Origin of the sequence: Variovorax sp. MHTC-1 (assembly GCF_003984645.1) — a bacterium.
Taxonomy (GTDB): domain Bacteria; phylum Pseudomonadota; class Gammaproteobacteria; order Burkholderiales; family Burkholderiaceae_C; genus Variovorax.
In genome coordinates this window covers 164,277-182,002 of sequence record NZ_RWKI01000008.1, presented here as the reverse complement: position 1 = coordinate 182,002, position 17,726 = coordinate 164,277, and the positions used below count along the sequence as shown (strand labels likewise).

Below are 17,726 nucleotides of genomic sequence, written 5' to 3'. Positions count from 1 at the left end.
GCGCCATGCGCTGCGGTGCGATTCGACTTGGGAGCGGCCCGGCGTCTCATGCGGCCGCCTTTTCTGCCGATGCGGATGCGCGCGCCAGCGCCTGCGACAGCGCACCCGGCGGCACGCGGCGCCAGCGCGCGGCCACGTGGCCGTCGGGGCGCAGCAAGTAGACGGCGCCATCCTGCGCTCCGAGCGCCGCGAACACCGCGGCATCGGCGGCGCCCGGCGGCAGCTCGCGCAGCACCGGCTTCAGCGCGCCAGCCTGCGCGGCCGCGAGTTCGGCCTCGAAGGCGGCATCCTTTTTGCGATCGATGTTGAGCACGAGCACGGTGAACGTCGGCCCCAGCCAGTCGGTGAGATGCAGGTCCGCGGCGAGCTGCTGCTCGGGCATCGCGTCGCCCGGCTTCGGCCCGGCTGCGAGTTCATCGCTCGCGCTGGACAGCGCCGAGGCCTCGTAATGCACCGCCTGCGTCTGCCGCGGATTGATCAGGTTCGCGATCTCGCGGTGCGCGCCCGAGAGCGAGAGCGCGGCTTCGCGCAGCAGGTCGAAGCCGCGCGAAGGCGGCGACATGAATTCGGTGCTGCGCATCGCGCTTTCGGCATTGATGTGGAAGGCTGCGATGCGCTCCTGCGAGTAGCTGTCGAGCAGCGATGCATCGGACAGGCCGCGCGCCACCAGCGCCAGCTTCCACGCGAGGTTGTCGGCATCGTCGAAGCCCGAATTCAGGCCGCGCACGCCGAAGATCGGCATCGCGTGCGCAGCATTGCCGGCGAAGAGCACGCGGCCGTGGCGGTAGCTCGCGAGCGTCATCGCGCCGGCGCGGTAGACCGAGGTCCAGACCGTCTTCCAGGGCAGGTGGCCCTCGCCGATGGCTTCGAGGTGGCGCTGCACGAACTCCTGCACCGCGGCGGGCTGCAGCGCTTCCTCGGTGCTCTGGCCGGCGCGCAACTGGTAGTCGATGCGCCAGATGTCGTCCGGCTGGCGGTGCATCAGCACGGTCGAGCCCGGGTTCCAGGGCGGATCGAACCAGGCGCGGCGCTCCGTCGGGTGCGTACTGTGCAGCTCGATGTCGATGATCACGTAGCGGCCTTCGTAGGCCGTGCCCTCGAGATTGAGGCCGAGCGACTTGCGCACGAAGCTCTGGCCACCGTCGCAGGCGGCCAGCCACTGGCCCTGCAGCACGTAGCTGCCGAGTGCATTGCGCGCCTCCAGCCGCAGGCCGTCCGCATCCTGCGTGCAACCGGCGAGCTCGGTGCCCCAGCGGATGTCGATCGATCCGGGCGTCGCCTCGTTGCGGCGATGGATCGCGTCCAGCAGGTACTGCTCGATGTAGTACTGCTCGAGATTGATCATCGGCGGCAGCTTCTGGCGCTCGTCGTGCGGCATCTCGAAGCGGAACACCTCCTCGGTCTTGTAGAAGCTGCGCCCGCCGGTCCAGGGCAGGCCCTTGGCCAGGAAAGCCGGCAGCGCGCCGAGGCGCTCGACGATCTCCAGGCTGCGGCGCGAGACGCAGGCCGCGCGGCTGCCGACGCAGACCGTGTCGTCGGCTTCCAGGATCACGCTCCTGACGCCATGGTTGGCCAGGCCCAGCGCGAGCGACATGCCGACCGGGCCGCCGCCGGCGATCACGACCGGGTGGCGGCCCGGCTCGATACCGTCTTCGAGCGCTGGCAAGACAGGTTCGAAGCGCGTGTAGCGGAAGGCGCCGACCGAGGGCGGCAGTTCGCCGGCCACCGGCGGCTGCGGGCCAGTGGAGGCATCGCCGGTGCGCGCGGTGGGGGCAGCAGGCTTGGGGGCGACAGCGGTGTTCATGCGAAGGGATTGTCCCGATGACGCACCGACACCGCTGTCGTAACTTCGTACGAAGTGTTAACCCTGAGATCTCCATGAGACGCTGGCCTCTTCGCGCCGCCGAGCACGCACTGGCGGCCCCCGTGGTCAGCGGCGTGCTCGCCGGCGTCGGCACGCCGCACCTGGCGGCCAGCTACCTCGGCGCGATGCACCGCGTGCTGCCGGTGACCTTCTGCACCGTATTCGCGGTGAGCGCCAGCGGCCGCATCGAAACGGTGTCGGCCGCGAGCACCTACGGCAACACGGCAGAGCGCACCTCGGAGCGCTACGTGGCGCAGCGCTTCGACCTGCTCGACCCCAACATGGTCTGGCTGGCGAAGCGCAAGCTGCCCAAGCGAGCGCAGCTGTGGCTCGGCCACCAGCGCGCCGAAGAGGTGGCCGACCCGGCCTACCGTGCGGCCTGCTACGGCGACGTCGGCATCCGTGAGCGCGCCTCGATCCTGCTCTTGCTGCCGACCGGCCAGCGCACGGCCGTGAGCTTCTACCGCAGCCTGGCGCAGCCCGACTTCGGCGACGCGGACTTCGCGCTGCTCGAAACGCATGCCACGCTGCTGGCCGATGCCACGCTCGCGCACGGCCGCAGCGCCATGGCGGCGCGCGAAGCCGTCGAGCCCACGCTGGCGACGCGCCTGCTTGCCCTGAGCCTGCGCGAACGCGAGGTGATCGGGCACCTGATGGCCGGCAAGACCGCCAAGCAAACCGCGCGCGAGCTCGGCATCGAGCTCACGACGGTGCGGACCCACCAATACCGCGCGTTCCGGCGGCTGGGGATCGGAACCCTGAAGGCCTTGCTGCGCGGTGTTTCGCCGGTCGTGTCGCCGTAAGCGCAAATTTGCGACACATCCCGAACTCGTGTCGCCGCCGAGCACACGAGATCGCTGCTATGTCGCAAAAATGAAAATTGCGACGCGTATGGATCGACCTGTCCCGTCAGCGCCAGGCTGCCTCACGCTCCCTGAAGGATCTGGCCGGCGCGGGTGTGCTGGTGGAAGTCCAGGCGGGCAAGGAAAAACTCTTTGCGCATCCCAAGCTCATTCAGCTTCTGAAGCGAGATGGAAACGAATTCGCGCGCTATGGCTGACCGGTGCTGCCCGGCGCAACTACTTCCTGATCGATCGCCCCAAAGATCGACTGCCCGTCCTTGCTCTTCATCTCGATCCGGATCGTATCGCCGTACCTCATGAACTCGGTCGCCGGCTGGCCGTCCTGGATGGTCTCGATGCAGCGCTTTTCGGCGATGCAGCTGTAGCCCTTGGGCCACTCGGTGCGGCCGTTCTTCTCGACGCCCTTGTTGCTCACCGTGCCGCTGCCGACGATGCTGCCGGCGCGCACGTTGCGGGTCTTGGCGATATGCGCGATCAGCTGGCCGAAGTGGAAGGTCATCTCCTCGCCCGCATCGCACATGCCGACCTTGCGGCCGTTCCAGCTGCTCTGCAGCGTGAGATGCACGCGGCCGCCCTGCCAGGCCTCGCCCAGTTCGTCGAGCGTCACGGCGACCGGGCTGAACGCGGTCGCGGGCTTGCTCTGGAAGAAGCCGAAGCCCTTGGCCAGCTCGGCCGGGATCAGGTTGCGCAGGCTCACGTCGTTGGCGAGCATCACGAGGCGGATGCCGTCGAGCGCCTGCGCCGGCGTTGCGCCCATCTTCACGTCGCCGGTGACGACGGCGATCTCGGCCTCGAAGTCGATGCCGAAAGCCTCGCTCGCGACCACGATGCGGTCGCAGGGGCCGATGAAGTCATCGCTGCCGCCCTGGTACATCAGCGGGTCGGTGTAGAAGCTGTCGGGCACCTCGGCATTGCGCGCCTTGCGCACCAGCTCCACGTGGTTGAGGTAGGCCGAGCCGTCGGCCCACTGGTAAGCGCGCGGCAGCGGCGCCATGCATTGGGTGGGATCGAAGGGAAAGGCATGGCGCGCGCGGCCCGCGTTGAGCGCATCCGACAGGTCCTGCAACTGCGGGCTCATGAAGCCCCAGTCGTCGAGCGCCTGCTGCAGGCGGCTGGCGATGCCGGTGGCGTAGTGGGCGCTGGCCAGGTCGCGCGAAACGACGACCAGTTGGCCGTCGCGCGAGCCGTCTTTGAGGGTGGCGAGTTTCATGGGTGGCGGCGGATGCCGGCAGGGCATCGCTACTAAACTGATTGAACGGGCGGCAGTGTACCGAGCAGAACCTCGAGACCGGCGTTCGATCCACTCTTGATGCCCCAGAACGCCCTCCCCGTCCTGCCCCCGGTTCCGCGCCCGCCTTGGCGCGGACTGGCGCTGCTGGCCGCGGCGGTGCTGCTCGCACACCTGGCGCTGCTGGGCCTGGCGCCGCTGGCCGTGGGGCCGCATCCTTCGCCGCTGGCCGGCAAATTCACGACGCGCACCATCGTCATTGCGCCGCCGGCCGAGGAGCCAGCGCCGCCTCCACCCGCGGCCGCCGCCAAGCCGCCGCCGCCCAAACCCGCGCGCCCGCCGCCAGTCGCCCGCCCGCAAGCGCCCGCCCCTGCGCCCGAGATTTCGGCGCCGGCCGAGCCGCCCGGCCCGGATGTGACGGCCCAGGCGCCGGTCGAGGCCGGCGTTCCCGCAGAGCCAACGCCGGAAGCAGCGGCCGCGGCGCCCACCGAGGGCGCATCGGCCGCGGCCGGCGGCAGCAGCGCCGCGGGCCAGGCCGAAGCCCCGCCGCAGCGCATCCCGGGTTCGGTGCGGCTCGCCTTCGCGGCCACCGGGCAGATGGGCACGGCGCCGATGCAGGGCGTGTTCGGCAACCTGACCTGGCTGCAGGACGGCCGGCAGTACGACGCGCAGCTGTCGCTCAACTTCCTCTTCCGGACCATCCGCAGCCAGCACAGCAATGGCGTGATCGGTGCCGACGGCATCGAACCGACCCGCTTCTCGGACAAGCGCAGGAACGAGGTCGCCTCGCACTTCGTGCGCGAGCAGGGCACGGTGGTGTTCAGCAACAACGCACCGAGCGTGCCGCTGATGCCGGGCGCGCAGGACCGGCTGAGCGTGATCCTGCAGCTCGGCGCGCTGATGGCCGGCGATCCCGGGCGCTATCCACCCGGTGCGGCTTTCGCGATCCAGACGGTGGGCCCGCGCGATGCCGACATCTGGATCTTCAAGGTCGAAGAGGACGAAAAACTGAGCCTGCAAGCCGGCGAATTCACCGCGCGCAAGCTCACGCGCAATCCGCGCCAGCCCTTCGACGACAAGGTCGAGCTCTGGCTGGCGCCCGAGCTGGGCTATCTGCCGGTGCGCATCAGGCAGACCCAGAGCAACGGCGATTTCGCCGATCTGCAGCTGCGCAGCGTCGAGCCGATGCGCCCCTGAGGCCGAATAAATCACAAAAGAACACAGCCTGTTCCTACAAAACAACAGCCCTTCTTGAAACTGGCGCGTTGATTGCTATCTAACCAACATGAATGCCATCGACATCCTCACTGGACCCGCCATGCAAATGCTTTACGACTCCGACTCCTTCGTCGTCGTGCACGTGCAGCCGACCGAAGGCGACACGCCCGTGGCGCCCGACATTCCGGTGCTCGCGCGTCACGGCTTCGAGATCGTGGACAAGCGCTCCGGCAAGGAGGTCTATCTCGACGGTTCCTGGGCCGAACTGTTCCAGCAGCAGATTGCTGCCTGGCAGCTCAACACACCGACGCAGGAAGAAGTCGAAGACACGCTCGAGGGCTACGCCGAACTGGCGCACACGCCCGTCCTCGTCCACTAAGCGCGACGATTGCCGTACAACCAACCGTACATCGGCCCCACGATCAACAGCACGGCGACCAGCCGGCAGACCTGAAACGCCGTCACCACCGGCACCCCCAGCTGCAACACTTTCGCGGTGATCGCCATCTCGGCGATACCGCCGGGCGAAGTGCCCAGAATCATGGTGGCCGGATGCAGGCCGGTGACCCAGGCCAGGAGCCACGCGAAAGCGCCGCAGAGCGCGATCATCCCCAGCGTACCGAGCGCCACCGTCGCCAGCCAGCGCGGCGCCGTGTGCAGGAACTCGCGGCTGAAGCGCACGCCCAAGCTCACCGCGATCACCAGTTGGGCCGCGTTCGACAGCCACACCGGCACCGCCGACAGTTGCTGGCCGGCCATGGTGAATCCCATCGACACCACCAGCGGTCCCATGAACCACGGATTGGTGCGCCCAGCGATCCGCATCACCAAGCCGCCCACGCCGGTCGCCAGCGCAAGCAGCGCGAGGCCGCCCCAGCGCACTTCGCGCACGCCGGCCACGTTGATCTCGAGCTCATGCAGCCCGCTCCATTGCATTGCGAACGGAATCGCGACCGTGACCAGCACCAGCCTCAGGCTGTGCGCGGCGGCGACCAGATCGGTGCGCGCGCCGACGCGCTCGGCCAGAAGCGTCATCTCGGACGCGCCGCCGATCGCGCCTGCGAAGTAAGTCGTGGCTCTCATGGATCGCGCAGGCACATGCGGCATCCGGCCCACATGCAAGCGCTGCAAACAGCCACCGAAGGCCCAGCCCAGTGCCAGCGCCCAGACGATGGCGAGCACGATGGCCCACCACACGCCCGCCACCAGCGCAACCACCTGCGGCGTGAAGTAGAGGCCCAGCGCGACCCCGATCACCCACTGCCCGGCATTGCGCAAGGGCGTGTGGCTGGCGGTCGGCGCTCCCGCGATCGAGGCCAGCGACACGGCCAGCAGCGGCCCGATCATCCAGGGCAACGGCGTGTGCAGGGCGAGACAGAGCCCGGCCGCCACGAGTGCAAGCAAGAGCGTGGCGAGGACGCGAACCGGAAAGCGGAGGGACACGGACAGGAAGAAGGGGAATTGGACGGCGGCGCGCCGCGGCCGCCGTCGCATAGTATGGCTCGATGCTGTTTCGACGCTTTTGCACGCTGTCCTTGCTCATGGCGGTGGTCCTCACCGGTTGCTCTGCCTTCGCGCCACGCGCGGATGAACCGATCGCCCGACGCGCGATGGCCCTGCTGCCGGCCGACGCGCTGCTGCTCGGCGAGCAGCACGATGCCGCCGAGCACCAGGTGATCGAGCGCGAGACGGTCGAGACACTGGCCGCACGCGGCCGCCTGGCCGCGCTGGCGCTCGAGATGGCGGACGAAGGCGCGACCACGGCCGGCCTCGCGCGCGACGCGACCGATGCGCAGGTACAGGCCGCGCTCAAATGGAACGAGAAGGCCTGGCCCTGGAGCGCCTATGGCCCGGCCGTGATGGCCGCCGTGCGCGCGGGCGTGCCGGTGATCGGCGCCAACCTGCCGCGCGAGCGCATGAAAGACGCGATGGCCGATGTCTCGCTCGACGCACAGCTCGGCAAGGAGGCGCACAAGGCGCAGCAGGAGGCGGTGCGCAACGGCCACTGCAAGCTCTTGCCCGAGTCGCAGATCGGGCCGATGACGCGCATCCAGATCGCACGCGACCGCGCCATGGCGCAGGCGATCGTCAAGGCACGGGTGCCGGGCAAGACCGTGCTGCTGCTGAGCGGCGCCGGCCACACTGCCAAGGCGGTGGGCGTGCCGCAACATCTGCCGAGCGACCTGGCGGTGAAAACGGTGCAGCTGCAGGCCGGCGTGCCGATGTCCCCGCGCGAACCAGGCGCCTTCGATGCCGTGTGGCACACGCCGGCGCTGCCGGAGAAGGACTACTGCGCCGGCGTCAGGCCGGCGGGCCGCCCCCAAGGCTGACGCTGCCCCCTCGGGGGCAGCGAGGACACGCAGTGCCGAGCGAGGGGGCTCGGTTCCTCAAGCGTTCTTCTTGATCGAATCCGCCAAGGTATTGACCAGCGTGTCGATGTGCGACTTCTCGACGACGAAGGGCGGTGCGATCACGATCACGTCGCCCGCCGGCCGCACCAGCGAGCCCTTGTGATAGCAGTCCAGGAAGATGTCGTAGGCCCGCTTGCCCGGCGAACCCGCGATCGGCGCGAACTCCACCGCAGCGGCCAGGCCCAGGCCGCGGATGCCGATCACGTTCGGCAGCCCCTTGAAGGCGCTGTGGAAGGCATCGCCCAGCACCTTGCCCATCTCGCCGGCGCGCGGGAACAGCTGCTCCTTCTGCAGCAGCTCGAGCGTCGCGATGGCCGCCGCGCAAGCCACCGGGTGGCCCGAGTAGGTGTAGCCGTGGAAGAACTCCACCACGTGCTCGGGGGCCGAGGTGTTCATCATCTCGTCGTACAGCTTGTCGCGGCAGATCACGCCGCCCAGCGGGATCACGCCGTTGGTCACGCACTTGGCGAAGTTCAGCATGTCGGGCACCACGCCGTAGTAGTCCGACGCGAAGTTGGTGCCCATGCGGCCGAAGCCGGTGATGACCTCGTCGAAGATCAGCAGGATGCCGTGCTTGTCGCAGATCCCGCGCAGCTTCTGCAGGTAGCCCTTGGGCGGCAGGTACCAGCCGGCCGAACCGGCCACCGGCTCGACGATGATCGCGGCCACGTTGCTCGGGTCGTGCAGCGGCAGGATGCGCTGCTCCAGATCGGCCAGCGGATCGTCGGCCCACACCGGTTCCTGGTTGTGGATGTAGGCATGGTTCACCGGATCGTGGATGAAGCGCATGTGGTCCACGCGCGGCAAAAAGGCCGAGCCGAACACCTTGCGGTTGCCCGGAATGCCGCCCACCGACATGCCGCCGAAGCCGACGCCGTGGTAGCCCTTCTCGCGGCCGATGAAGAGGTTGCGGTGCCCTTCCCCGCGCGCGCGGTGGTAGGCCAGCGCCACCTTCATCGAGGTGTCGGCGGCTTCGCTGCCGGAGTTGCAGAACAGCACCTTGTTGAGGTCGCCGGGCGCCATCGCGGCGATCATCTCGGCGGCCTTGAAAGCCTTGTCGTTGCTGACCTGGAAGGCGGTGGCGTAGTCGAGCGTGTCGAGCTGCTTCTTGATCGCCTCGTTGATGGGCTTGCGGTTGTGCCCCGCGCCCACGCACCAGAGCGAGGAGATGCCGTCGATCACCTTCCTGCCGTCATGCGTGGTGAACTCCATCCCATCGGCGGCCACGAAGACGCGCGGATCTTTCTTGAAATGGCGGTTCGGGGTGAAGGGCAACCACTGGTTGTCCATGCTGAAGTCGTTGTAGGCCATGAATCACTCCTGCCTGAAGGCATCGGGATGGGCATTTTGGCACTCCCCTGCGAACGCTGCAGCGCCGGCACAGTCCGTTCAGGCCGAGCTTGTCGAAGCCCGCCCTGCGACAATCACCGGTTCTATGACCCCCGCGTACATCCTCACCCTTTCCTGCCCCGACCGCACCGGCATCGTCCATGCCGTTTCCGGCTTCTTGCTCGAGCGCGGCGGCAACATCGAAGAAGCGGCGCAGTACAACGACCACGGCACGGGCCTGTTCTTCATGCGCGTGCGCTTTGCCTGCGACCAGAGCGAAGCCGCCTTGCGCGAGCAGCTCGCCGGCCTGGCCCAAAGCTTCGGCATGCGCTGGAAGCTGCACGTCGCCGCCGAGCCGATGAAGACCGTGATCCTGGTCAGCAAGGAAGGCCACTGCCTCAACGACCTGCTGTTCCGCTGGAAGAGCGGCCTGCTCGCGATCGACGTGCGCGCCATCATCTCGAACCACCGCGACTTCTACCAGCTCGCCGCCAGCTACAACGTGCCCTTCCACCACATCCCGGTGACGGCCGCGACCAAGGCCCAGGGCGAGGCGAAGCAGCTGGAGATCATCGAAGCCGAAGGCGCCGAGCTGGTGGTGCTGGCGCGCTACATGCAGATCCTCAGCAATGACCTGTGCACGCAGCTCGCCGGCCGCGCGATCAACATTCACCACTCCTTCCTGCCCAGCTTCAAGGGTGCCAAGCCCTACTACCAGGCCCACGACCGCGGCGTGAAGCTGATCGGCGCCACGGCCCACTACGTGACGGCCGACCTCGACGAGGGCCCGATCATCGAGCAGGACGTGGAACGCGCCGACCACACCGACACGGTGGAAGACCTAACGGCCCGAGGCCGCGACACCGAGAGCCAGGTGCTGGCGCGCGCGGTGAAGTGGCACAGCGAGCATCGCGTGCTGCTCAATGGACACCGCACGGTGGTGTTCAGGTAGGGCGATTTCATGAACGCGCTCGCCCAAGCCTCCGAACGCCAGTCGCAGGTGGTGCGCGCGCTGCAGCCTCATCTGCCGGCGCACGGGCTGATCTGGAACGCCGAGGACACCACGCCCTACGAGTGCGACGGCCTTACCGCCTACCGCCAGCGCCCGCTGGCCGTGGCGCTGCCCGAGACCGAGGCGCAGGTTGCGGCCGTGCTCAAGACCTGCCACGCGCTCGGCGTGCCGGTCGTGGCGCGCGGCGCCGGCACCGGGCTCTCGGGCGGCGCGATGCCCAACGCCGTGGGCGTCACGCTCTCGCTCGCCAAGTTCAACAGCATCCTGAAGATCGACCCGGTCAGCCGCACCGCGGTGGTTCAGTGCGGCGTGCGCAACCTCGCGATCAGCGAAGCCGCCGCGCCTTTCAACCTCTACTACGCGCCCGACCCTTCGAGCCAGATTGCCTGCACCATCGGCGGCAACGTGGCCGAGAACTCGGGCGGCGTCCACTGCCTCAAGTACGGCCTCACGCTGCACAACGTGCTGCGCGTGCGCGGCTTCACCGCCGAAGGCGAAGCGATCGAGTTCGGCAGCGAGGCGCTCGACTGCGCGGGGCTGGACCTGCTCGCGCTCGTGGTCGGCAGCGAAGGCATGCTGGCCGTGACCACCGAGGTCACCGTCAAGCTGGTGCCCAAGCCGCGGCTCGCGCGGTGCATCATGGCCAGCTTCGACGACGTGCGCAAAGCCGGCGATGCAGTGGCGGCCGTGATCGCGGCCGGCATCATCCCGGCCGGTCTCGAGATGATGGACAAGCCGATGACGGCCGCAGTCGAGGACTTCGTGCGCGCCGGCTACGACCTCGAAGCCGAAGCAATCCTGCTCTGCGAATCCGACGGCACGCCCGAGGAGGTCGAAGAAGAGATCGGCCGCATGAGCGCCGTGCTGCGCGATTGCGGCGCCACCGCGCTCTCGGTGAGCCGCGACGAGGACGAACGCCTGAAGTTCTGGAGCGGCCGCAAGAACGCCTTTCCCGCTTCGGGCCGCATCAGCCCCGACTACATGTGCCTCGACTCGACCATCCCGCGCAAGCGCCTGGCCGACATCCTGCTCGCCATCCAGCAGATGGAGAAGAAGTACAACCTGCGCTGCTGCAACGTGTTCCATGCCGGCGACGGCAACCTGCATCCGCTGGTGCTCTTCGATGCCAACGACCCCGACGAGCTGCACCGCTGCGAGCTCTTCGGCGCCGACATCCTGGAGACCAGCGTCGCGATGGGCGGCACGGTGTCGGGCGAGCACGGCGTGGGCGTCGAGAAGCTCAACAGCATGTGCGTACAGTTCACGGCCGAGGAGAACGAGCAGATGTTCGGCGTCAAGCGCGCTTTCGATCCGGCAGGTCTGCTGAACCCCGGCAAGGCCATCCCCACGCTGCAGCGCTGCGCCGAGTACGGCCGCGAAGTGGTGCGCGGCGGGCGCCTGGCGCATCCGGACCTCCCCCGTTTCTGAAAGAGCAGGCACGATGAACGGCTTGCGCGGCCTGGCCTGGCTGCTGGTGTTCCAGTCGATCGGCGAAGTACTCGCTCGCGGGTTGTCGCTGCCGCTCCCCGGCCCGGTACTCGGCTTGATGCTGCTGCTGGGCGCGCTGTACCTCCCCGCAGTGCGCGAGCCGGTCGCCGAATGTGCGAACTTCATGCTCGCGCACCTGTCGCTGCTGTTCATCCCGGTCGGCGTGGGCGTGATGACGCATCTCGCGCTCTTGAGCCAGTACGGCGGACGCATGCTGCTCGTCGTCGTGCTGTCGACCTGGATCGGGCTGGCGGTGACCGTGCTGGTGCTCTACGGATTCAATCACAAGAAGAACAAGACCTGAGCCGTGCCGCGCTTCGTCGAACTCTGGATCTATCTCTCGGCCACGCCGCTCTTCGGCCTCACGGCGACGCTGGTGGTGTACCTGCTCGCGAACGCGGCCTACGCGAAGCTGGACAGCGCGCCCTGGGCCAACCCGGTGCTGTGGTCGGTGATCGCGCTGGCGGGCGGCCTGCTGGCCACGGGCGTGGACTACCCGACCTATTTCGCCGGCGCGCAGTTCATCCACTTCCTGCTCGGTCCGGCCGTCGTTGCGTTGGCCTGGCCTTTGTGGCAGCGGCGCGCCGAATTGCGCGCGCGCTTCGGCCGGCTCCTGCTCGCCGCGCTGGCAGGCGGCGCGGCGGCGGGCGGATCGGCTGTGGCACTGGGCTGGGCGGTGGACTTGCCGCACGACGTGGTGCTCTCGCTCGCGCCCAAATCGGTCACGGCGCCGGTGGCCATGGGCATCTCGGAAAAGATCGGCGGCATTCCGGCGCTGTCTGCGGTGTTCGCGGTCCTCACCGGCATGATCGGCGCGCTGTCGGGCAAGTACCTCTTCGATGCGCTACGCATCGGCACCGATGCCCCGGGTTATGCCGCCCGCGGCTTCGCGCTCGGCACCACGGCCCATGGCATCGGCGCGGCCCGCGCGCTGCATGTGGATGCCGATGCCGGCGCCTATGCCGGCCTGGCGCTGGGCATGCAGGTGGTGCTGGCCGCGCTCCTGATGCCGCTGGTGTTCCGGATGCTCTAAAAAAGAAAAACGCCCGTCGCGGCGGGCGTTGTTCTCAGCTGCCTAGCTGCCTAGCGTCGATTCGGATTGTTCGGCCGGTTGTCGTAGCGATTGGGCACGCCGTCGTTGTCGCGGTCGCGGTCGTAGCGATTGGGCACGCCGTCGTTGTCGCGGTCGCGGTCATAGCGATTGGGCACGCCGTCGCGGTCGCGGTCCCAGCGGCCGCGGTTGTACTGCCAGCGCCCGTCGCGTTCACGCCATTCAGGCGCGCGGTAGGCATAGCCGGGGCGTGCACGAACCCAACCCCCGCGTACCCAGACGTGGCGTCCGCCGCGCCACTCGTAGTGGCCCGGTGCCCACACGTAGCCGCGGCGCGGCGGCGGGACGCGTTCGACGCGCGGTGGTGGCGGCGGCGTCTGGATGATGATCGCGGGCTGGGCCTGCGCGGTGGTCGGTATCGTCACGGCGGCCCCCAACGAAAGAAGGGACGCGGCGCCTACAGCCAAGGTGACAGCAAGTTTTTTCATGGGGGGTGCTCCTCATGAGTTGTTGGAGCCTTCATCGTCCCTGGCGCGCGTGAAGGGCCTGTAAGCACTACGCCACAAATTGTGTAAAGGTGTTTCGCCTATTCCTGCAGCTCTCGCAGATCGATGGCATCCGCCATTGCGGCATAGCCCGCGTTGCCCGGATGCAAGTGATCACCCCCGTCGTAGAGCGGATGGAGCGCCGCCGGATCGGCCGGGTTGCGCAAGGCTTGGTCGAAGTCCACCACCGCATCGACATCCTGCCGGCCACGGATCCAGCGGTTCACGGCCTGGCGGCGCGCTTCCTTTTCCTCGGTCCAGGACACCGCGCCCTTGAAGGGCGTGATCGTGCCCAGCAGCAACTTCACCCCCTTGGCATGGGCCTCCTCGATCAGTTGCTGCAGGCCGGCCGTGATCTGCTCCGCGCTGGGCGGCTGGAACACCGGCGCGAAGCCCTGGATCGCGATCGGCAGGTTGAAGTTGATGTCGTTGATCCCGATCAGGACCACCGCATGCGTGACACCGCTTTGCGCCAGCACGTCGCGCCGGAAACGCTCGATGCCGCTCGGGCCGACGCCGTCGGTGAGCAGTCGGTTGCCGGCGATGCCTGCATTGATCACCGCCACGGACCCGGCGCTGCCTGGCCGTTCGCGCACGCGTGTCTCGAGCCGGTCCGGATAGCGCGAGGGCGGCGCCTGTCCCTCGCCGGCGCCCAGGCCCTGCGTGATGGAGTCGCCGAAAGCGACCACCACACGCGGCGCGGCCGGGCTGGCAACGTCGAGGCCGGTCACGATGTGGTTCCATGAAGACAGCTCGGCGTTGCGCCATTGCGGCTGCATGAGCGCAGGCCCCGGCATCATCGATGTGCTGCCGAGCTGATGCACGGTCGCAAAGGGCGTGCGCGCCTCGACCTGAAGGCTCACCGCTACGGCCTGGCCGGGCTCGACACCGAGCCGTGCGCCATCGCTCCAACGCTCTTCACCGGGTGCGATCGTCGCGCTTGCCAAGCCGCCGAAACGCAAGTCTTGCAGCGTGGCGGGCGACACCGCATCGGGCCCGGTGCTGCGCGCCACGCTGGCGCCGACGATTCGCAAGGGCTTCTTGCCGAACAGGTTGGAAAAACGAACACGCACGCGCTCGCCGCCCAGCGTGGGCAACACGCGCAGGCGCAGCGTCTGGCCGTCGAAGACAGGGGGCGGCGCACCCGGCGAAGTCTGGATGCCGGGCAGCACGGGCACCTTCAGGTAGTCCTGCGGCGCAGCGGCCCAGCTGGCGACCCAGCGAATGTCGGGCGCTGCCCGCGGCTGGGCCGGCAGCGCGACGGGCAGAAGGCTCAGCAGCAGCCCGGTGCAGGCGACGAATCGTGAAACCAGCTTCATGCGGCGCAAAGCGCCTCAGTTTAAGGAGCCTGCGCGACCCGCGTACGACCCAGGGACTTGCGCCTCACCAGGTATCGACGTAGGGCGCGGCCGTTCCCTGTGCAGCAGCGGACGATGCCAGCCCCCGCACCAGCCACGCGCGCGTATCGGCCGGGTCGATCACCGCGTCGATCTCCAGCGTCCGCGCCATGTGGATCGCCTCTCCGTTCGCATACTGCTGGGCCACCAGCTTCTTGAACAAGGCATCGCGTTCCTCGCCTTCGGCCGCGGCCTCTAGCTCCTTGCGGAAGCCGAGTCGCACCGCGCCTTCGAGTCCCATGGCGCCGAACTCCCCCGTGGGCCAGGCGACGGTGAAGACCGGCGCGTCGAAGCCGCCGGCCGTCATCGCTTGCGCGCCGAGGCCATAGCCTTTGCGCAGCACCACGGCGAAGTACGGCACGCGCAGGTGAGAGGCCACGACGAACATGCGGCACACGTGGCGCACCTGCGCCTGCGCTTCGATCTCGGGACCGACCATGAAGCCCGGCGTGTCGCACAGCGCGACCAGCGGCAGGCCATGCGCATTGCACAGCTGCATGAAGCGCGCGGCCTTGTCGGCAGCTTCGACGTCGATCGCGCCGCCCAGATGGTGCGGGTTGTTCGCGAGCAGGCCCACCGGCTTGCCCTCGATGCGCGCCAGCGCCGTGACGATGCCGGCGCCGAAGCCGGCGCGCAGCTCCAGCAGCGAGCCGGTGTCGGCCACGCCGCGCATCGCGGCGCGCACGTCGTACACGCGCAGCCGGTTCTCCGGCACCGCGTGGCGCAGCACGCGCGGATCGGCGCATTGCCAGTCGCTCGTGGCGCCCTGGAAGTAGGAGAGATATTGCTTCGCCGCGGCCACCGCATGCGCTTCGTCCTTCACCAGGATGTCGATCACGCCGTTGCGCGACTGCACGCCGCTCGGGCCGATCTGCTCCGGCGCAAAGGTGCCGAGGCCACCGCCTTCGATCATCGCGGGCCCGCTCATGCCGATGTTGCTGGCCTCGGTGGCGATGATCACGTCGGCGCAGCCGACCAGCGCCGCGTTGCCCGCGAAGCAGCGGCCATGCACGATGCCCACCACCGGCACCTTGCCCGACAGCGCCGCGAACCGGCTGAAGGTGTGGTTGTTGAGGCCGGCGACGATGGGCATGTCGGTATCGCCCGGCCGCCCGCCGCCGCCTTCGGCGAACAGCACCACCGGCAACTTCAGCTGGTGCGCGATGCCCAGCATGCGGTCGGTCTTGTGGTGGTTGCGCACGCCCTGCGTGCCGGCCAGCACCGTGTAGTCGTAAGCCAGCACCACGCAGCGCGACTTCTCGGGGCCGAACTGCTTTGCGTTGATGCTGCCGATGCCGGTCACCATGCCGTCGGCCGGGGTGTTGGCGATCAGGTCTTCGAGCGAGCGGCGGCGCGTCTGCGCGGCGATGGCCAGCGCGCCGTACTCGGTGAAGTTGCCGGGGTCCTCGGCCAGCTCGCACAGGTCCGCGATATTGGCGCGCGCGGTGCGGCCGCCTTGCGCATGGCGCTTTGCGACCGCGGCGGCGCGGTTGGCGTCGAGCGTCGGCGCATGGCGGTCGATCACCTTTTGCAGATCGGGCCGGATCGCGGCCAGATCGTGCTCGGCGCGCGCCTCGGCTTCCACGGCCTGCGCATCCACCGCTTCGAGCCGAACCAGCGACTGGCCCTCGACCAGGTAGTCGCCGGGCGCGGCCAGCAGCGCAAGCACGCGGCCGGCCGCAGGCGCGTGCAGCAGGTGCTCCATCTTCATGGCCTCCAGCACGCCGAGCTGTGCGCCGGCCGGCAGCACATCGCCGACCTCGACCTCGAACTGCACCAGCCGCGCAGGCATGGGCGCCTTGATCACGAGGCCGTTCTCTTCATCCAGCTGCGGCGCGGCGGCGGCGTTCGTGCCGCCGACGGGCCGTGTCGATTTCGCCGCCTTCGCGTCGATATGCGCGGCCGCGGCGAGCAGATCGGCCAGGTGTTCCTCCACGAAGCGCGTGTGCACCTTCTGCGTCGCGAACTCGGGCCGCCCGGCGATCGCGCGCAGCAGCGCCAGGTTGGTCGCGATGCCGTCGATGCGGAATTCCTCGAGCGCACGCAGGGATCGCCGCAGCGCATCGTCGAAACGCGGCGATGACGAATGCACGATCAGCTTGGCGAGCAGCGTGTCGTAGTGGGGCGAAGGCGCGAGGCCGGCGTAGCCGTGCGTGTCGACGCGCACGCCGGGTCCTGCGGGCAGCTCGAAGCGCGCGAGCGTGCCGCCCGAAGGCCGCGCATGGCCATGTGCATCGAGCGCCTCCGCATTGATGCGCCACTGAACCGCGAAGCCTCGCTGCAGCACCGTCCGCTCGGCATCGATGCCGAGCTGAGCCAGCGCTTGCCCGGACGCGACCGCGAGCTGCAACTGGACCAGGTCGAGCCCGGTGACGGCCTCGGTCACCGTGTGCTCGACCTGCAGCCGCGGATTGGCCTCGATGAAGACGAAGGGCAGCTGGGTCGAGCGCTCGGCGACCAGGAATTCGAAGGTGCCCAGCCCCTCGTAGCCCACAGCCTGCGCCATGCGCAGCGCCGCCTGCGTGATGCGCTCGCGCAGCGCCGCCGAAAGCGAAGGGCTCGGCGCGATCTCGACCAGCTTCTGGAAGCGCCGCTGCAGGGTGCACTCGCGTTCGCCCAGGCTGGCGACCGCTTTTCCATCGCCCAGCACCTGCACCTCGATATGGCGCGCATTGCGCATCAGCCGCTCGACATAGACGCCCTCGACACCGAAGGCTGCCTTGGCCTCGGACATGCAGCGTGCATGCGCGCCGGGCAGATCCGCCGCGTCCAGCACGGCGCGCATGCCACGGCCGCCACCGCCGCCGATGGCCTTCACCATGACGCCGGGTCCGGCCTCATTCCTGTTTTCGCCGGCGCCTTCCTCGGCCTGCTGCGCGGCAAAGAAGGCCTGCGCCTCGGACAGCGTCGCTGCGCCGGCGCTGCCCGGCATCACCGGCACGCCGCACTGCTGCGCCAACGCGCGCGCACGCGCCTTGTCGCCGAAGAGCGCAAGCTGTTCGGGCGTCGGGCCGATGAAGCGCAGCCCGGCATCCGCACAGGCCTGCGCGAAGTCCGCGCGCTCGCTGAGAAAGCCGTAGCCGGGATGCACCGCATCGCAGCCCTGCACGCGTGCGATTGCGATCAGCGCAGCGATGTCGAGATAGGCCGAGGGGCCCGCGGCATCGAGCGCGATGGCCGTGTCGGCCAGCTGCACGTGCAGCGCATTCGCATCGTCCTTCGCATGGACGGCGACGCTGGCGACGCCCAGGTCGCGCAGCGCGCGCACCAGCCGCACCGCGATCTCGCCACGATTGGCAATCAGGATTCTCTGGAACATC

At 68.8% G+C, this 17,726-nt stretch carries 16 protein-coding genes; 9 read left to right on the top strand and 7 right to left on the bottom strand.

Annotated elements, in window-relative coordinates:
• Window positions 1-46 precede the first annotated feature (46 nt).
• On the bottom strand, window positions 47-1,804 hold the full coding sequence (locus tag EJI01_RS16005) for an FAD-dependent monooxygenase (RefSeq protein ID WP_126838133.1): 1,758 nt from the start codon (window positions 1,802-1,804) through the stop codon (window positions 47-49).
• Between the two features lie 74 nt (window positions 1,805-1,878).
• Here EJI01_RS16005 and EJI01_RS16000 point away from each other — a divergent pair, with 74 nt between their 5' ends.
• Both EJI01_RS16000 and EJI01_RS15995 read left to right on the top strand, forming a co-directional pair.
• Window positions 1,879-2,667: a LuxR family transcriptional regulator gene (locus EJI01_RS16000; RefSeq protein WP_126838132.1), complete on the top strand. Its 789-nt coding sequence runs from the start codon at window positions 1,879-1,881 to the stop codon at window positions 2,665-2,667.
• 77 nt (window positions 2,668-2,744) lie between these two features.
• Window positions 2,745-2,924: a hypothetical protein gene (locus EJI01_RS15995; protein ID WP_260602479.1), complete on the top strand. Its 180-nt coding sequence runs from the start codon at window positions 2,745-2,747 to the stop codon at window positions 2,922-2,924.
• Here EJI01_RS15995 and EJI01_RS15990 read toward each other — a convergent pair.
• Window positions 2,915-3,937: a fumarylacetoacetate hydrolase family protein gene (locus tag EJI01_RS15990; RefSeq protein ID WP_126838131.1), complete on the bottom strand. Its 1,023-nt coding sequence runs from the start codon at window positions 3,935-3,937 to the stop codon at window positions 2,915-2,917. The genes EJI01_RS15995 and EJI01_RS15990 overlap by 10 nt on opposite strands.
• A 99-nt stretch (window positions 3,938-4,036) precedes the next feature.
• Here EJI01_RS15990 and EJI01_RS15985 point away from each other — a divergent pair, with 99 nt between their 5' ends.
• Window positions 4,037-5,152, top strand: a complete 1,116-nt coding sequence (locus tag EJI01_RS15985) for a DUF3108 domain-containing protein (RefSeq protein ID WP_126838130.1) — start codon at window positions 4,037-4,039, stop codon at window positions 5,150-5,152.
• A gap of 121 nt (window positions 5,153-5,273) precedes the next feature.
• Window positions 5,274-5,552 (top strand): DUF3567 domain-containing protein, encoded by a 279-nt coding sequence (locus tag EJI01_RS15980; protein ID WP_185878944.1) that lies wholly within the window; start codon window positions 5,274-5,276, stop codon window positions 5,550-5,552.
• Here EJI01_RS15980 and EJI01_RS15975 read toward each other — a convergent pair.
• Entirely contained in the window at window positions 5,549-6,616 is a 1,068-nt protein-coding gene (locus tag EJI01_RS15975; RefSeq protein ID WP_260602478.1) for an AbrB family transcriptional regulator, read from the bottom strand. The genes EJI01_RS15980 and EJI01_RS15975 overlap by 4 nt on opposite strands.
• Window positions 6,617-6,678: 62 nt before the next feature.
• On the opposite strand from EJI01_RS15975, the gene EJI01_RS15970 reads away from it, so the two are divergent.
• On the top strand, window positions 6,679-7,503 hold the full coding sequence (locus EJI01_RS15970) for a ChaN family lipoprotein (protein WP_126838127.1): 825 nt from the start codon (window positions 6,679-6,681) through the stop codon (window positions 7,501-7,503).
• 57 nt (window positions 7,504-7,560) lie between these two features.
• On the opposite strand, the gene EJI01_RS15965 is transcribed toward EJI01_RS15970, so the two are convergent.
• Window positions 7,561-8,895, bottom strand: a complete 1,335-nt coding sequence (locus tag EJI01_RS15965; protein ID WP_126838126.1) for an aminotransferase class III-fold pyridoxal phosphate-dependent enzyme — start codon at window positions 8,893-8,895, stop codon at window positions 7,561-7,563.
• A 124-nt stretch (window positions 8,896-9,019) separates the two neighbouring features.
• Here EJI01_RS15965 and purU point away from each other — a divergent pair, with 124 nt between their 5' ends.
• From purU to EJI01_RS15945, 4 genes are read left to right on the top strand one after another with little or no spacing between them, the layout of a single operon-like run.
• On the top strand, window positions 9,020-9,865 hold the full coding sequence (gene purU, locus EJI01_RS15960) for a formyltetrahydrofolate deformylase (RefSeq protein WP_126838125.1): 846 nt from the start codon (window positions 9,020-9,022) through the stop codon (window positions 9,863-9,865).
• Between the two features lie 9 nt (window positions 9,866-9,874).
• On the top strand, window positions 9,875-11,353 hold the full coding sequence (locus EJI01_RS15955) for an FAD-linked oxidase C-terminal domain-containing protein (protein ID WP_126838124.1): 1,479 nt from the start codon (window positions 9,875-9,877) through the stop codon (window positions 11,351-11,353).
• 13 nt (window positions 11,354-11,366) lie between these two features.
• Complete coding sequence (locus EJI01_RS15950; RefSeq protein WP_126838123.1) at window positions 11,367-11,717, top strand: CidA/LrgA family protein; 351 nt, start codon at window positions 11,367-11,369, stop codon at window positions 11,715-11,717.
• A 3-nt stretch (window positions 11,718-11,720) separates the two neighbouring features.
• The gene (locus tag EJI01_RS15945; RefSeq protein WP_126838122.1) at window positions 11,721-12,446 is read left to right on the top strand and encodes an LrgB family protein; all 726 of its coding nucleotides are present in this window, start codon (window positions 11,721-11,723) and stop codon (window positions 12,444-12,446) included.
• Between the two features lie 50 nt (window positions 12,447-12,496).
• Here the strand turns inward: EJI01_RS15945 and EJI01_RS15940 are convergent, their stop codons facing one another.
• The 3 genes from EJI01_RS15940 to EJI01_RS15930 all read right to left on the bottom strand — a co-directional run bounded on the left by EJI01_RS15940 (window position 12,497) and on the right by EJI01_RS15930 (window position 17,725).
• Entirely contained in the window at window positions 12,497-12,952 is a 456-nt protein-coding gene (locus EJI01_RS15940; protein ID WP_126838121.1) for a thrombospondin type 3 repeat-containing protein, read from the bottom strand.
• 98 nt (window positions 12,953-13,050) lie between these two features.
• A complete protein-coding gene (locus EJI01_RS15935; protein ID WP_126838120.1) occupies window positions 13,051-14,328 on the bottom strand; it encodes an SGNH/GDSL hydrolase family protein in 1,278 nt (425 codons plus the stop codon).
• 64 nt (window positions 14,329-14,392) lie between these two features.
• Window positions 14,393-17,725 carry a carboxyl transferase domain-containing protein gene (locus EJI01_RS15930; RefSeq protein ID WP_126838119.1) on the bottom strand — a complete coding sequence of 1,111 codons (3,333 nt, stop codon included), beginning with the start codon at window positions 17,723-17,725 and terminating at the stop codon, window positions 14,393-14,395.
• Between the last annotated feature and the right edge of the window lies 1 nt (window position 17,726).

Excerpts from the sequence above, each read along its gene's own strand:
- EJI01_RS16005 (WP_126838133.1), bottom strand. The coding sequence starts at position 1,804 with ATGAACACCGCTGTCGCCCCCAAGCCTGCTGCCCCCACCGCGCGCACC.
- EJI01_RS16000 (WP_126838132.1), top strand. The coding sequence starts at position 1,879 with ATGAGACGCTGGCCTCTTCGCGCCGCCGAGCACGCACTGGCGGCCCCC.
- EJI01_RS15990 (WP_126838131.1), bottom strand. The coding sequence starts at position 3,937 with ATGAAACTCGCCACCCTCAAAGACGGCTCGCGCGACGGCCAACTGGTC.
- EJI01_RS15985 (WP_126838130.1), top strand. The coding sequence starts at position 4,037 with ATGCCCCAGAACGCCCTCCCCGTCCTGCCCCCGGTTCCGCGCCCGCCT.
- EJI01_RS15980 (WP_185878944.1), top strand. The coding sequence starts at position 5,274 with ATGCAAATGCTTTACGACTCCGACTCCTTCGTCGTCGTGCACGTGCAG.
- EJI01_RS15970 (WP_126838127.1), top strand. The coding sequence starts at position 6,679 with ATGCTGTTTCGACGCTTTTGCACGCTGTCCTTGCTCATGGCGGTGGTC.
- EJI01_RS15965 (WP_126838126.1), bottom strand. The coding sequence starts at position 8,895 with ATGGCCTACAACGACTTCAGCATGGACAACCAGTGGTTGCCCTTCACC.
- purU (WP_126838125.1), top strand. The coding sequence starts at position 9,020 with ATGACCCCCGCGTACATCCTCACCCTTTCCTGCCCCGACCGCACCGGC.
- EJI01_RS15955 (WP_126838124.1), top strand. The coding sequence starts at position 9,875 with ATGAACGCGCTCGCCCAAGCCTCCGAACGCCAGTCGCAGGTGGTGCGC.
- EJI01_RS15950 (WP_126838123.1), top strand. The coding sequence starts at position 11,367 with ATGAACGGCTTGCGCGGCCTGGCCTGGCTGCTGGTGTTCCAGTCGATC.
- EJI01_RS15940 (WP_126838121.1), bottom strand. The coding sequence starts at position 12,952 with ATGAAAAAACTTGCTGTCACCTTGGCTGTAGGCGCCGCGTCCCTTCTT.
- EJI01_RS15935 (WP_126838120.1), bottom strand. The coding sequence starts at position 14,328 with ATGAAGCTGGTTTCACGATTCGTCGCCTGCACCGGGCTGCTGCTGAGC.
- EJI01_RS15930 (WP_126838119.1), bottom strand. The coding sequence starts at position 17,725 with ATGTTCCAGAGAATCCTGATTGCCAATCGTGGCGAGATCGCGGTGCGG.